Source organism: Lactobacillus delbrueckii subsp. bulgaricus, from assembly GCF_046938665.1.
Taxonomy (GTDB): domain Bacteria; phylum Bacillota; class Bacilli; order Lactobacillales; family Lactobacillaceae; genus Lactobacillus; species Lactobacillus delbrueckii_C.
In genome coordinates this window covers 167282-180125 of record NZ_JBKZCD010000003.1, presented here as the reverse complement: position 1 = coordinate 180125, position 12844 = coordinate 167282, and the positions used below count along the sequence as shown (strand labels likewise).

Sequence of the window (12844 nt, the reverse complement as noted above, 5' to 3'; positions counted from 1 at the left end):
GGCGCAAAAAGTCCTAAAAGATTAAAAAAATTAGTGAAAGATTCGCTTTTTGTTGACCTGGCGGTGAAAAACGTGTAAAGTTGATTAATTAAAAAGTATCAACGATTGTTTGAAAGGATGAAATCATGTCTTTGTGGGAAACCAAATTTGCTAAAGAAGGTATTACTTTTGACGACGTGCTCTTGATTCCAGCTGAAAGTCACGTTCTGCCGAACGAAGTTGACTTGTCAACCCAGCTGGCACCAAACTTGAAGCTGAACATTCCTTTGATCTCCGCTGGGATGGACACGGTGACCGAAGGCAGAATGGCGGCAGCCATGGCCAAGATGGGTGGCCTTGGGGTAGTCCACAAGAACCTTTCAATTCAAGCGCAAGCTGACGAAGTCCGTCTGGCTAAGAACACTCCGGTAACTGCCGAAGACACCCACGCTGCCGTTGACAAGGATGGCAAGCTCTTGGTAGCTGCTGCTGTCGGCGTAACCAGCGACACTTTTGAAAGAGCAGAAGCCCTGTTTGAAGCCGGTGCTGACGCGATCGTCATCGACACGGCCCACGGCCACTCAGCGGGCGTTTTGCGCAAGATCAAGGAAATCCGCGACCACTTCCCGCACAACACTTTGATTGCCGGCAACGTGGCAACTGCTGAAGGCACCCGGGCCTTGTTTGAAGCTGGCGTTGACGTAGTCAAGGTTGGTATCGGGCCTGGCTCAATCTGCACCACCAGAGTGGTTGCCGGTGTCGGCGTGCCGCAATTGACTGCTATTTACGACGCGGCTGACGTAGCCCGGGAATTTGGCAAGCCGATCATCGCTGACGGCGGGATCAAGTACTCAGGTGACGTGGTTAAGGCTTTGGCTGCCGGCGGCAACGCGGTTATGCTGGGCTCCATGCTGTCAGGTACTGAAGAAGCTCCAGGGGACGTGCAGCAAGGTGCTGACGGTCGTCTGGTTAAGTCCTACCGTGGTATGGGGTCAGTTGGCGCCATGTCCCAGCAGCACGGCTCAAGCGACCGTTACTTCCAAGGCGGCGTGAACGAAGCCAACAAGCTGGTGCCAGAAGGCATCGAAGCTGTTGTTTCCTACAAGGGTACGGTAAGCAACGTTGTTTACCAGATCCTTGGTGGCCTGCGGTCCGGTATGGGCTACTGCGGGGCTGAAAACATCGACAAGCTGATTGAAACCGCCCAATTCGTCCGCATTTCAAACGCCGGCCTGCGTGAATCCCACCCGCACGACGTGATGATGAGCAAGGCCGCACCTAACTACGGAGGCATCGACTTCTAATGGCAAAAATCGACTTAAGCAATTTTGACAAGATCATCGTCCTGGACTTCGGCAGCCAGTACAACCAATTGATCACCCGCCGGATCCGTGACTTTGGCATCTACTCAGAACTTTTGCCGCACACGATTACGGCAGAAGAAGTGAAGCAGATCGCTCCTAAGGGGATCATCTTCTCCGGCGGCCCGAACTCAGTTTATGATGAAAACGCCCTGGACGTTGACCCGGAAATTTTTGAACTGGGGATTCCGATCTTGGGTATCTGCTACGGGATGCAACTGATGACCCAGAAGCTGGGCGGGACGGTTGAAAAGGCCGGGGAAGCTGAATACGGCTCAGCCCACATCGAAGTCAAGGAAGCTGACAGCCCGCTTTACAAGGGCCTGCCAGAAAAGCAGGTTGTCTGGATGAGCCACGGGGACTTGGTAACCAAGGTGCCAGAAGGCTTTGAAGTTCTGGCTTCAAGCAAGAACTGCCCGATCGCTTCCATGGCTGACCCAGCCCGGAAGTTCTACGCAATCCAGTTCCACGCTGAAGTCCGCAACTCAGAATACGGCTTGGACATTCTGCGCCGCTTTGCCTTTGACGTCTGCGGGGCCAAGGACAACTGGACCATGGACGACTTTATCAAGCTGTCTGTTGACTCAATCAGAGAAGAAGTCGGCGACGCTAATGTGATCCTGGGGATCTCCGGCGGGGTTGACTCCAGCGTTACGGCTACCCTTTTGCACAAGGCAATCGGCAGCCAATTGACGGCGATTTTTGTCGACCACGGCTTGCTTAGAAAGAACGAAAGCGATGAAGTTATGGCCGCTCTTAAGGAAGGGCTGGGCGTAAACATCGTCAGAGTTGATGCTAAGGACCGCTTCATGTCCAAGCTGGCCGGGGTAACCGACCCAGAAAAGAAGCGGAAGATCATCGGCAACGAATTCGTGCAAGTCTTCAATGACGAAGCCAAGAAGATCAAGGACGCCAAGTTCCTGGCCCAAGGGACCTTGTACACTGACGTGATTGAATCAGGGACCGACACGGCCCACACGATCAAGAGCCACCACAATGTCGGGGGCTTGCCGGAAGACATGCAGTTCAAGCTGATTGAACCGCTGCGGCAATTGTTCAAGGACGAAGTCCGGGTCTTGGGTGAAAAGCTGGGTCTGCCACATGACTTGGTATGGCGGCAGCCGTTCCCAGGTCCTGGCCTGGCTATCCGGGTGATCGGGGAGATCACTGAAGAGAAGCTGCGGATCGTCCGGGACGCGGACGCGATCTTGCGGGAAGAAGTCAAGAACGCTGGCTTGCAGGAAAGCATTTGGCAATACTTTGTTGCTTTGCCAGGGATGCGGAGCGTCGGGGTCATGGGTGACGGCCGGACTTACGACTACGCTGTCTGCATCCGGGCCGTTACGTCAATTGACGGGATGACAGCTGACTTTGCCCAGATTCCATGGGATGTTCTGCAGAAGATCTCCGTGCGGATCGTCAACGAAGTTAAGCAGGTTAACCGCGTACTGTACGACGTGACGAGCAAGCCGCCGGCAACTATTGAATACGAATAAAAAAGCGGAATTTTCTCCGCTAGGGAAACTACCTGGTTATTGCCAGGTAGTTTTTTCTTGTGGAAAAATGCGGATTTTTTGACACCAAATATGACACCAGATAGAATAGTGTAAAAATGGTACGCAAAGTTGTCGAGGAGGAAACGAAGCATGAAGACAATAGATGATTATCTGGCTCTTCCATACAGACTTGAACTTGTACCTGATCCAGATGAAGGCGGTTATGTTGCCAGCTATCCAGAATTGCCTGGATGCATTACTAGCGGGGAAAGTCTAGAAGCTGCCGCGGAGAACGCGGAGGACGCTAAAAAAGCGTGGCTGGAAGCCGCGCTGGAGGATGGTATTGAGATAGCAGAGCCGGCATCTCTGGATGACTATTCCGGGCAATTTAAGCTGCGGATTCCCAAGAGCCTGCACCGCTCACTTGCTGAACACTCTAAACGCGAAGGTGTCAGCATGAACCAATATTGTGTCTATTTGCTGTCTAAGAATGACGCGCTGGAAGAAAGAAATAGAGCTTGATGTTGTAAACTACCTGGTTATTGCCGGGTAGTTTTTTGTTGTAAAAAATGAAAGAATTCACTTAACTTTTTTATTTTTTAATATATACTTAACATATGGAAACGTGGGGGAGAATTTTAAAAAGGTCGTGAGTGTTTTGTATTATTCAGATTTTATCAAGGGTAACCGGGTTAGGTTTATCACAATCATTCTTTTAGTTATTGGCGGCAGCGCGCTTCTTGCCGGCAACAATGCTTTGCTAACGCTGCTGGGGGACAGCTTGCGCAAAGGAAACCTGCTGCTTTTCGTGTCAATTATCGGGATCAATGTTGTGGTTGATTCCATCGGCAGCAGCCTGTCTTATAGAGCCAATTACTTGTATGATAAACAGACTCAGGAGTATTTCCACAAACTTCGGTCTGCTGAAGTGGAAAAAATCTACAACAGTGGTAACAAGGCAGCAAAAGTTTCTAGCGTTCAGAACAGTTTGACCCAAGATTTAAACATGCTGGGTGAAAATTTCCTGGCTCCATGGCTGAAAATTGCTGCTTGTGGATTGGATGTAGTCCTTTCCTCAATCATCGTCTTTACCTACAGCTGGCTTTTATTGCTGGTAATTCTGGCCCTTGCAGTCTTGATGTTTTTCATGCCACGATTTTTATCTCCAGCTTTGCAAAAGGCTACGGATGATATTTCTAATGAAAACAAGCACTATCTCGATATGCTGGAAAAATGGTTTAGTGGTTTGAGCGTTTTGCAGAGATATCACGTCAAGCAGAAGCTTTTGGCAGTGACGACTGCTCAAGGAAAGCAACTTGAAGATGCTAATGTTAGGCGGTCCGGGCGGATGCAATTTGCCAGCGGCGTTAACAATGCCGCAAACGTCTTGTCCCAGGCTTTAATTTTGCTCGTTTCAGGTGTCTTGATTATTACTGGCCGGATGAATTTTGGTGTCTTCTTTAGCATTGGCAACTTTGCCAGCACGATTTTTACTGAATTGGGAGTTGTGGTCAACCAATATACTGTTTTGCAGTCAAGCAAGACTTTAAACGCCAAGCTCAGAAAGCAGCTTGCAGTTCAGACCGACCACTTAGAAAAGACTGAAAGTTTGGACCATTTTCAGTCATTGTCAGTTCAGGACTTGTCTGTAGCTTTTAGTAATGAGGAAAAAATTACTTATCCGGATTTTCAAATCAAGCGGGGAGAAAAAATCTTATTGTCAGGTGACAGCGGGACTGGAAAATCATCGCTTTTTAAACTGATCCTGCAGGAGTTGCCATTGGCGACTGGAAAGATTTGTTTTAAAAACGAAGCCGGGCAAGAAATTGAACGGCCAGACCTATCTCAAATCGGTTATGTTCCGCAAGATCCGGTTCTCTTTCCGGGTACAATCAAGGAAAACATTACGATGTTCAACTCCAAGCTGAATGACCGGGTAATGCATTTTGTTAAGCAGGTGAATTTGGAAAATGATCTGGCTAAATTCCCGGCAGGAGTAGATACAGAACTCGATCAAGGCAAGCATACCCTGTCTGGCGGCCAGCGGCAAAAAGTGGTTTTGGCTAGAGCACAAATCCATGACAGTCAACTGATTTTCATTGATGAAGGCACTTCAGCCATCGATGCACACAATGGCTTGGAAATTCTGCAGAATCTGCTGCAAACCGATGCAACGATTGTTTTTATCGCGCACAACTTGACTGAAGAGATGCGGCAGTTATTTGATCGGGAGATTCATTTGAGCAGTACTGCAGGTTAAAGAAAAAGCGGGCAAGTTTGGCTTGTCCGTTTTTTTCATTCATTGAAATATTTGCTAAAAGCTTTGCGATATTGGCTGGGGGTCATTTTTTTCCAGGCTTTAAAATTACGTTCTAAAACTTTGGCTGAAGAAAAGCCGCAGTAATTGGCAATATAGGCGACGGAATAATTTGTACTCAGCAAGAGGTATCTGGCATGCATGAGCCGGACTTGTTTTAAGTATTTGCCTAAAGGAAGTTTAGTCACTTGGCTCAATTCTTTATTTAAAGTCACTTGTGAAATTCTAAAATGTTCAGCAATGCTCTGTGCCGTGATATTGGTGGAAGAGTTATTGGCAATATAGGCGATCACTGTGTCAGCCAAAGATTGGTTTGGCGGCGTTGTGATGTCCGTTTTTTCAGTATATTCGCTGTCGATCAGGGCAATCATTTGAAAAAATTCGCTCAAAATTAAAAAGCGGATACTGTCACTGATCGGATGGTCGACGAGTTCAGCGATGGTGATCAAGTTTTTTCTTAACTGCCGGTAGCTGGCTGTATCGCGGCTAATATGCTCCATTTTGATCCGCCAATTTTTACTGGAAGGATATTCTTTTTCTAAAAAATTATTGTCAATAATCATTCCCATTACATAATAAGACCGGTCTTTGTGCCCCGTCGCGGCATGAATCTGTGAGCGGTCAATAGCCCAGATATCGCCGGAATTATAATGGTGGGTCTGGCCAGCAATGACAACCTTGAAGTCTTCCCCAGATACCAAATAATCGATTTCGATTCCGGTATGCCAGTGAGTGGGAGCTTTGGGAGCGTAATTTGATCTTTTGAAAAATTTGAAGGGGAGGCGGGCGAGATTGTCGACCTCTTCGTAAGCAATGGGCATGTTCTTTTCTCCTTTATGAATCGTCCCTAAGTGCTTTAAGAAATGGGGCGTAATCGCTTTCCCATATGATACCATACTGTTTGTAAGCGAAAATAGCTTGTTGCTACAACTAATTTAGACGAATAAACCTGAACTTACAATTTAGGAGGAAAAAATAATGGCTCATTTTAGAAAAGACTTTTTGTGGGGCGGCGCGGTAGCTGCTAACCAAGTTGAAGGTGGATACAATGAAGGCGGCAAGGGCTTGTCAGTGACTGACATTACCACGGCTGGCTCCTTGGAAAGCCCGCGTTATTTGACTTACACCTTGGATGGCAAGGATGGCAAAGTAGCTGGGATGTTCGCCAGCTCCTTGCCAAAGGGCGCTAAGGGGAAGATTTTTGACAATGAATACTACCCGAACCATGTAGCGATCGATTTTTACCATCACTACAAGGAAGACATCAAGATGTTCGCGGACATGGGCTTTAAGGTATTCAGAACCTCCATTGCCTGGACGCGGATTTTCCCAACCGGTGAAGAAGACAAGCCAAACCAAGCAGGGCTGGACTTCTACCGCAGAGTCTTTGAAGAACTGAAGAAGAACGGGATTGAACCATTAGTTACGATTTCCCACTATGAAGACCCATTGGCTTTAGGTGAAAAGTACAACGACTGGCAAGACCGCAAGATGATTGACCTCTACGTTAAGTACGCGACGACCTTGTTCAAGGAATACAAGGACCTGGTTAAGTACTGGCTGACCTTCAACGAAATCAACTCATCCTTGATGTTCTTGAAGCTGGTGGGCGGTGGCAAGGCATCTGATGAAGATTACCAAAAGGCTTATCAAAAGCTGCACCACCAATTCGTTGCTTCTGCTAAGGCAGTTGTTGCAGGCCACAAGATCAACCCGGACTTCATGATCGGGAACATGATTGCCGGTTCTGTTTACTACCCAGGCACCCCTGACCCAAAGGATGCTTTGGCTGCCCGCTATGAAGAAGAATTGAGCCAGCTTTACTGTGCTGACGCGCAAGCTAAGGGTGAGTATCCAAGTTTTGCCAAGCGCTTATGGGATGAACACAATGTTCATTTGAAGATTGAAGATGGCGACCTTGAAGTCATGAAGGAAGGTAAAGTTGACATGTACACCTTCTCATACTACATGTCAAACATGGTTACCACCCATGATGTTGGCGAAAAGGCTAAGGGCAACTTCGCTGCTGGCGCTAAGAACCCATATCTTGAATACTCTGAATGGGGCTGGTCAACTGACCCAGACGGCTTGCAACTGTACTTGGAAAAGATGTATGACCGTTATGGCATCCCAATGATGGTGGTGGAAAATGGTCTTGGTGCCGTTGATAAGCTGGAAGATGGTACTGTTCATGACGATTACCGGATTGACTACTTGAGAAAGCACATTAAGGCGATGGACAAGGCAGTTGAACATGGGGTTGACCTGCTTGCCTACACGACTTGGGGCTGCATTGACTGCGTTTCTGCCGGAACTGGTCAAATGTCCAAGCGGTATGGCTTCATCTACGTTGACCGTGATGACAAGGGCGAAGGTACGCTTAAGCGCCTGCCTAAGGATTCATACTACTGGTACCAAAAGGTTATCGCTTCAAACGGCGATGAATTATAAAAACTAAAGCGTAAGAAAAGCGGACAAGTTTGCCTTGTCCGCTTTTTTGCTGCTTACTTTTTCTTGAGCAGGTCTTTGTACATGGCCCGGTCTGCCTCGGGGATGCCCAGAAGGTCCATGGCTCCGTCTGGAGTTAAGTTGGTAGTGTTCAAAATATTGATTAGGTGGTCTCTAGTCACCTTCTCAGTCGTTTCTTTAGTCACTTCTCTAGTCACTTCTCTAGTCACTTCTTTAGTAACTTCTTTAGTCACTTTTTCGGTTACCTTTGCAGTCACTTCGTCAGTGGTTTCCTTCTTGGCCCGGTCAAGCTTGACCTGAATAAATTGTGGCATTACTTCAGTCATGGTAGTCACCTGTTTTCTTGAGCAGGTCCTTGTACATAGGGCGGTCTGCCTCGGGGATGCCCAGAAGGTCCATGGCTCCGTCTGGAGTTAAGTTGGTGGTGTTCAAAATGTTGATTAGGTGGTCTCTAGTCACCTTCTCAGTCGTTTCTTTAGTCACTTCTTTAGTGACTTTTTCGGTTACCTTTGCAGTCACTTCGTCAGTGGTTTCCTTCTTGGCCCGGTCAAGCTTGACCTGGATAAATTGTGGCATTACTTCAGTCATGGTAGTCACCTCGTTCTTATCTCTTTTTTCCAATTCCTTGATTAACTCGTCAAAAGCATGCGTGCCCGACAGGGCATTCATCATGTCCAAAAGAAGCATGATGTCTTCTACTGACAGCTCTTTGGCGCTTGGGTGGTATTCTTCACCAGCATTGGTCTGGATGAAGTATTCCGCTAAGCAGAAGAAGGCGCTCTTAAAGCGCTGATCCAGCTCTTTTGCTGACAAGTCGCTGATCCGGTAAAAAGCCTTGATCTCATAATCGCTGATCAGTGGCCGCATTTCCTCGGGCAGCTTCTTCATATTGACGCTTCCCAGCAAATTCCGGCTGTAGTTCCAAGCTTCTTTCCCGTAGTATACCACCAGCGTGAGCACGGGGTAGAGATTTTTGCTCTTAGTTAGCTGGTAGCGGTAAGCCGCGGCATCGTAGTTCATCACCCGGGCCGGCATATTCTTGTCTGGCCGGGTCTGGTTCTCAATGCCGACCAGCGAGATGACGACTTTCTTCTTGCCGATCGTCAGCAGCTTGGCCACGTCCCGGTCCTGGCTGTGAATCTTCCCGTTAGCCTTGTAGTAGCTAAGCGTATTGGTATTTGCCAGCATCTTAGGCTTGATGACTTGCTGGCCATTGAAGATGAAGCCGTTCAATACGTCAGCGAACACTTCATTCTTGTCCAGTAGAATTTTTTCAACCAGGTCATTGGTGCCATGAGGCTGGTTTGAATGTTTTTTTGTCATGGTTCCTCCTTAACTAGGAGGGGCAATTTTTCCCTCCACTTACTAATACAAGAAAAAGGGCAAAAATTTTTATTTTTTTAGATTACACTTTTACTTTTACGATATAATTAATGGCTAAAGAGACGAGAAATATAAAAAGGCGTCCAAGTTAATGGACACCTGTTATGCAGAGATTTTAAATAATTGCCGCTGGTTGAGGACTAGCAAGACTGCTAATGCAGCGACTTCCAAGGCCAGCAGGCTGATAATTGCCCAGGCCAGGCTAAGACTGGAAATGCTTGTGATCAGAGTGGTGATTAAGGGACTAGCAGCCATTAAGATAGTGTTCAGCAGGCCAACGGTTGAAGCCAAAATCTGTCGGTCAATGCTGGTTACCAGCCATTGGGTCATTTTGATGGAAACGGCACTGGCTAAAGCGGCCAAGAGCCCGAAAAGAAGAGCAGTCAGCCAGCTGTTTTGGCAAAACAGACTCAGTGTTGTCAGTAAGCTGCATAAAGCAGTCCAGCTAGCTAAAGGGAAAATGTTGACAGAGCGGAATACTTTTTGACCAAAAATGCTCCCGCTAGCCGCGCCAATTGCCGCAGCCACATTGGTTAGAGCCAGGGTGAAGCTGTAGCTGGAGATGACCATGCTGCTTTTATGCGCAGCCAGAGTGATTGAAAACAGGGGTTCAATTGCGGTTAAAGAAGCGTTGATTACCGCCAATACAAGAACGACGCTTAAGAGTCCCATCTGCTTTTTGGCTTGCTGGTAAGCCTGCCGCATGGCTGGCCAAAAAGCTGGAGTTTCAGCTGTTTCGGCTTGAACCGGGGCGGCTTTCCGGCCAACTAAAGCAAAAAGGATGGCGGCAAGCAAAAAGGTCAAGGAGTTGATCCAGGCTAAAGCAGCGTAGGAAAGGACCAAAATGAGGCCTGCTCCGGCAAACTGGGCCAGAATGTCGATGATCTGCTTGCAGCCGCTGACAAAGCCCTCAGCTTCCCCAAAGTCATCTTCTCCGACCAGGTCGACTACAAGCGGAACTATGAGCCCTGAAGAGTAGGAGCCGCAAAGGTCGGACAAAAAGTTGATGGTGATGATAGCCAGCAGGAGCTTCCATTGGTCAGCTTTAGAAGCTAGAAGCAGGGCGGCCAGGGCATAGAAAAGGCAGCGGAAAAGCGCGGTCAGTACGATATTGCGGAACTTGTGCCGGGTCTTGTCAGCCAGGTAGCCGGCAAAGATTTCCAAAAATTTGGGCACGGCTTCAGAAATGGCGATCAATGAGATAGCCAGGGAGTAATTGCGCAGCTGACTGGCATAAGTCATGAAGGCAAGGTAGAAGAAGACATCGCCAGTGGCAGATAAGAGACCGCCTGTAGCGAAGCGGCGGAAATTTTGATTTTTGAGAAAAGAATTCATCGTTGAACCAGCTTTCGTAAATAGATTTTTTACCAATGATAGGGGACTGGCGGCTGGCCAACGGAAAATGGCATATTTGACTTTGGAGGGAAAAGATGGAAATCGGGGAATTATTGCAAAAATGCCGCTTGGAGCAGGGAAAGACGCAGAAGGCATGGGCGGGAGAGGTGATTAGTCCTTCTTTTTACTCAAAAGTTGAGAAGGGCTTGAACCGGATCAGCGCGGAAGACCTTTTGCAGCTGCTGGAGGCAAACCAGATTCCTTTGTGGGAATTTTTCAGCCAGCTGGAGGGAGAAGCCGGCCGGCAGAAGAAGTGGGAAAAAGACCTCCGGGCCCGGCTGATGCAGGCTTATTACCACGGCAGCCAAGCCGATTTCCAGGAACTATTTCAAGAGGTGCAAGCCAGCAATTTCCCGGATAAGGAGGAACAGCTTTTGATCGTGGCCGGCTGGATGGAAACGGTGAAAGACGATAAAGACGGTGACGAAGCCCTGCGGCAGAGGATTAAGGAGAAGATTTTTAATATTGCCAGCTTTGATAAAAAGAAGCTGATGCTCTACTGTAATTTCATGGATTTCTATGACTTGGACAGCAACCGTTATCTCAGCCGGCAAATTGTGGAAAAGTACCGGCAAACGAGGGATGTGGATATCCAGGTCGCGCTATTGGCGATCATCGCCAATCTCTTGTCTGATTTTGCGGATCTGCGGCAGTCTAGCGGGGCGGAGTACTTTATTGAGGCCGGCAAGCAGATTCCGACCAGGCCGGAGCTGTTTTTCTACAAGAACTCCCTGCTGTTTTTTGAAAATCTGCTGGCTTACCAGGCTGACTCTAAGGAAGAAAGACTGGAATATTGCCGGCTGGCCGTCAGAAACTGCTACCTGCTGGGGATGCCGGAGTACGGGCAGGAAGTTGAGAAGTTTTTACAGGAACATATGTGAGAAAGCTGCTTAGCTAAGGCTAGGCAGCTTTTTAATTGCAAAAAATAGTTGCTACAGGCTGTTGCTTAATAAAATAAGCAGCGGCCTATTTTTTCGTCAAAAGAAAGCGGCAGAAGATTGCGATAATAAGTTTTCGCGAATCAAAAATGTGATTTATTACCTAGGTGATATTATCTTTGTGTAATAGATGCAAACTTATAGTTATAAGAATTATGCTAGAGGACTTTTTAAGATAAAACTTATAGAAAAAATCAGATAGAAACGGCGAACGAGATTTTTGCTAGTGAAGTGTGGTGTTTTTGATAAGTTAAAAGCAATTAGAAATATTTAAAAAGCGGCTCTGCATCCCTTTACATTGGCTAAATATCAACTGTTCCAGCCGATCAAATGACAGAACGCAGAAAAAGCTTGATAAATCAACACTTATAGATATTTGTACAGTGCTGGAGAAGACGGCTTCTTCTATCGATAAGCAAAAGCTTATAAAAATCACCGAGAAACTATACCTTTTCACCTAAAACCCTGTTATAATTCTAGTTGAAAGATAAGAGATAACTAATAGCAGAGATTAAGCAGGAATAGGTGATCTATTATGAGAAAGCAAATCACAGTTTTAGCAGCTCTGGCCGCCCTCATCGGGCTGGCAACCACGACCACGAATCCGGTTTACGCTAAGACCACTACCAAGAAGGTTACCCGGACCATCAAGGTTTACAAGCCAGGCAAATACACCCAGGTTAAGCAGACTGCTACTTTAAAGAAGAAGGGCCGCAAGTGGACTACTTCTAAATGGAAGTCTTACAAGGCTCCGTCAGTTTCCGGCTACAAGGCCAGCACCAAGACTGTCAAGGCAGCCAAGGTAACCTCAAAGACCAAGAACAAGACGGTTAACATCACCTACAAGGCTAACAACACCGAGAAGGCAGCTGTTAAGGCCAGCACCGACAACAGCCTGAGCAGCCAAAGCCAACTCCGTCAGGCAGCCCTGAACGTAGTCAACAGCTTCCGGGCTAAGGCCGGGGTCAAGGCAGTCAAGATGAGCTCCAAGTACAACGCCGTTCTTGACAAGCGGGCTACTGAAAAGGCAAAGCAATACGTGACTACCGGGACTTACGACCACTCCGGCTACAACTCCCTGCCAAGCTACCTCAACACCTACCCAATCGTTAACGGCAAGATCATCTACCACGGCGGCGAAACCCTGCACGCTTGCTACTACAACGCGCAAAGCGGCGACGCTACGGCTGAAATGAAGTCCAGCCTGACCAGCACTTTCACTGAAAACATGCAGGCTGAAAAGGATGACTACCAAGCCATCGTCGTTAAGAAGACCAGAAAGAACATCACCAACATCAGCGGTACTTACGAACACTACACGATGATGGTCGACTCTGGCAACCACACCGCCTATATCGGCGTAGGCCACTACGGCAGCGGCAGCAATGCTATGGTCTGCGTAGTAATCGAATTCCACGCTTAAAGCACACTATTCCATATAATTCTCTGCATCAAAAAGGAGCCAGTTCCAAACCGGAACTGACTCCTTTCTTTTGTCCAGGGGAG

Annotated in this window: 11 protein-coding genes; 7 read left to right on the top strand and 4 right to left on the bottom strand. The window is 47.6% G+C overall.

Annotated elements, in window-relative coordinates:
• Positions 1 to 125 precede the first annotated feature (125 nt).
• The 4 genes from guaB to ACLUXO_RS03560 all read left to right on the top strand — a co-directional run bounded on the left by guaB (position 126) and on the right by ACLUXO_RS03560 (position 5096).
• Positions 126 to 1283, top strand: coding sequence for an IMP dehydrogenase (gene guaB, locus ACLUXO_RS03575; RefSeq protein WP_412136342.1), 1158 nt, complete (start codon positions 126 to 128; stop codon positions 1281 to 1283).
• Positions 1283 to 2836 carry a glutamine-hydrolyzing GMP synthase gene (guaA, locus tag ACLUXO_RS03570; RefSeq protein WP_412136341.1) on the top strand — a complete coding sequence of 518 codons (1554 nt, stop codon included), beginning with the start codon at positions 1283 to 1285 and terminating at the stop codon, positions 2834 to 2836. The genes guaB and guaA overlap by 1 nt, the downstream gene beginning before the upstream one ends.
• Positions 2837 to 2986: 150 nt before the next feature.
• A complete protein-coding gene (locus ACLUXO_RS03565) occupies positions 2987 to 3358 on the top strand; it encodes a type II toxin-antitoxin system HicB family antitoxin (protein WP_412136340.1) in 372 nt (123 codons plus the stop codon).
• Between the two features lie 127 nt (positions 3359 to 3485).
• Entirely contained in the window at positions 3486 to 5096 is a 1611-nt protein-coding gene (locus tag ACLUXO_RS03560; protein WP_412136339.1) for an ATP-binding cassette domain-containing protein, read from the top strand.
• Positions 5097 to 5131: 35 nt separating this feature from the next.
• Here the strand turns inward: ACLUXO_RS03560 and ACLUXO_RS03555 are convergent, their stop codons facing one another.
• Positions 5132 to 5974: a helix-turn-helix domain-containing protein gene (locus ACLUXO_RS03555; RefSeq protein ID WP_412136338.1), complete on the bottom strand. Its 843-nt coding sequence runs from the start codon at positions 5972 to 5974 to the stop codon at positions 5132 to 5134.
• A 157-nt stretch (positions 5975 to 6131) separates the two neighbouring features.
• On the opposite strand from ACLUXO_RS03555, the gene ACLUXO_RS03550 reads away from it, so the two are divergent.
• A complete protein-coding gene (locus ACLUXO_RS03550; RefSeq protein ID WP_412136337.1) occupies positions 6132 to 7604 on the top strand; it encodes a glycoside hydrolase family 1 protein in 1473 nt (490 codons plus the stop codon).
• A 53-nt stretch (positions 7605 to 7657) separates the two neighbouring features.
• On the opposite strand, the gene ACLUXO_RS03545 is transcribed toward ACLUXO_RS03550, so the two are convergent.
• The 3 genes from ACLUXO_RS03545 to ACLUXO_RS03535 form a co-directional block, all read right to left on the bottom strand.
• Entirely contained in the window at positions 7658 to 7948 is a 291-nt protein-coding gene (locus ACLUXO_RS03545; protein WP_412136336.1) for a hypothetical protein, read from the bottom strand.
• Positions 7941 to 8945, bottom strand: a complete 1005-nt coding sequence (locus tag ACLUXO_RS03540) for an Rpn family recombination-promoting nuclease/putative transposase (protein ID WP_412136335.1) — start codon at positions 8943 to 8945, stop codon at positions 7941 to 7943. Before ACLUXO_RS03540 ends, ACLUXO_RS03545 begins: the two co-directional genes overlap by 8 nt.
• A gap of 162 nt (positions 8946 to 9107) precedes the next feature.
• Positions 9108 to 10340 carry an MFS transporter gene (locus ACLUXO_RS03535; RefSeq protein ID WP_412136334.1) on the bottom strand — a complete coding sequence of 411 codons (1233 nt, stop codon included), beginning with the start codon at positions 10338 to 10340 and terminating at the stop codon, positions 9108 to 9110.
• A gap of 95 nt (positions 10341 to 10435) precedes the next feature.
• Between ACLUXO_RS03535 and ACLUXO_RS03530 the strand changes: the two genes are divergently transcribed.
• Positions 10436 to 11281, top strand: coding sequence for a helix-turn-helix domain-containing protein (locus ACLUXO_RS03530; RefSeq protein WP_412136333.1), 846 nt, complete (start codon positions 10436 to 10438; stop codon positions 11279 to 11281).
• A gap of 592 nt (positions 11282 to 11873) precedes the next feature.
• Positions 11874 to 12761, top strand: a complete 888-nt coding sequence (locus ACLUXO_RS03525; protein WP_412136332.1) for a mucin-binding protein — start codon at positions 11874 to 11876, stop codon at positions 12759 to 12761.
• Positions 12762 to 12844: the final 83 nt, after the last annotated feature.

Bases quoted from the DNA above. Each gene is read 5' to 3' on its own strand.
- guaB (WP_412136342.1), top strand. From the start codon at position 126: ATGTCTTTGTGGGAAACCAAATTTGCTAAAGAAGGTATTACTTTTGAC.
- guaA (WP_412136341.1), top strand. From the start codon at position 1,283: ATGGCAAAAATCGACTTAAGCAATTTTGACAAGATCATCGTCCTGGAC.
- ACLUXO_RS03565 (WP_412136340.1), top strand. From the start codon at position 2,987: ATGAAGACAATAGATGATTATCTGGCTCTTCCATACAGACTTGAACTT.
- ACLUXO_RS03555 (WP_412136338.1), bottom strand. From the start codon at position 5,974: ATGCCCATTGCTTACGAAGAGGTCGACAATCTCGCCCGCCTCCCCTTC.
- ACLUXO_RS03550 (WP_412136337.1), top strand. From the start codon at position 6,132: ATGGCTCATTTTAGAAAAGACTTTTTGTGGGGCGGCGCGGTAGCTGCT.
- ACLUXO_RS03545 (WP_412136336.1), bottom strand. From the start codon at position 7,948: ATGACTGAAGTAATGCCACAATTTATTCAGGTCAAGCTTGACCGGGCC.
- ACLUXO_RS03540 (WP_412136335.1), bottom strand. From the start codon at position 8,945: ATGACAAAAAAACATTCAAACCAGCCTCATGGCACCAATGACCTGGTT.
- ACLUXO_RS03535 (WP_412136334.1), bottom strand. From the start codon at position 10,340: ATGAATTCTTTTCTCAAAAATCAAAATTTCCGCCGCTTCGCTACAGGC.
- ACLUXO_RS03530 (WP_412136333.1), top strand. From the start codon at position 10,436: ATGGAAATCGGGGAATTATTGCAAAAATGCCGCTTGGAGCAGGGAAAG.
- ACLUXO_RS03525 (WP_412136332.1), top strand. From the start codon at position 11,874: ATGAGAAAGCAAATCACAGTTTTAGCAGCTCTGGCCGCCCTCATCGGG.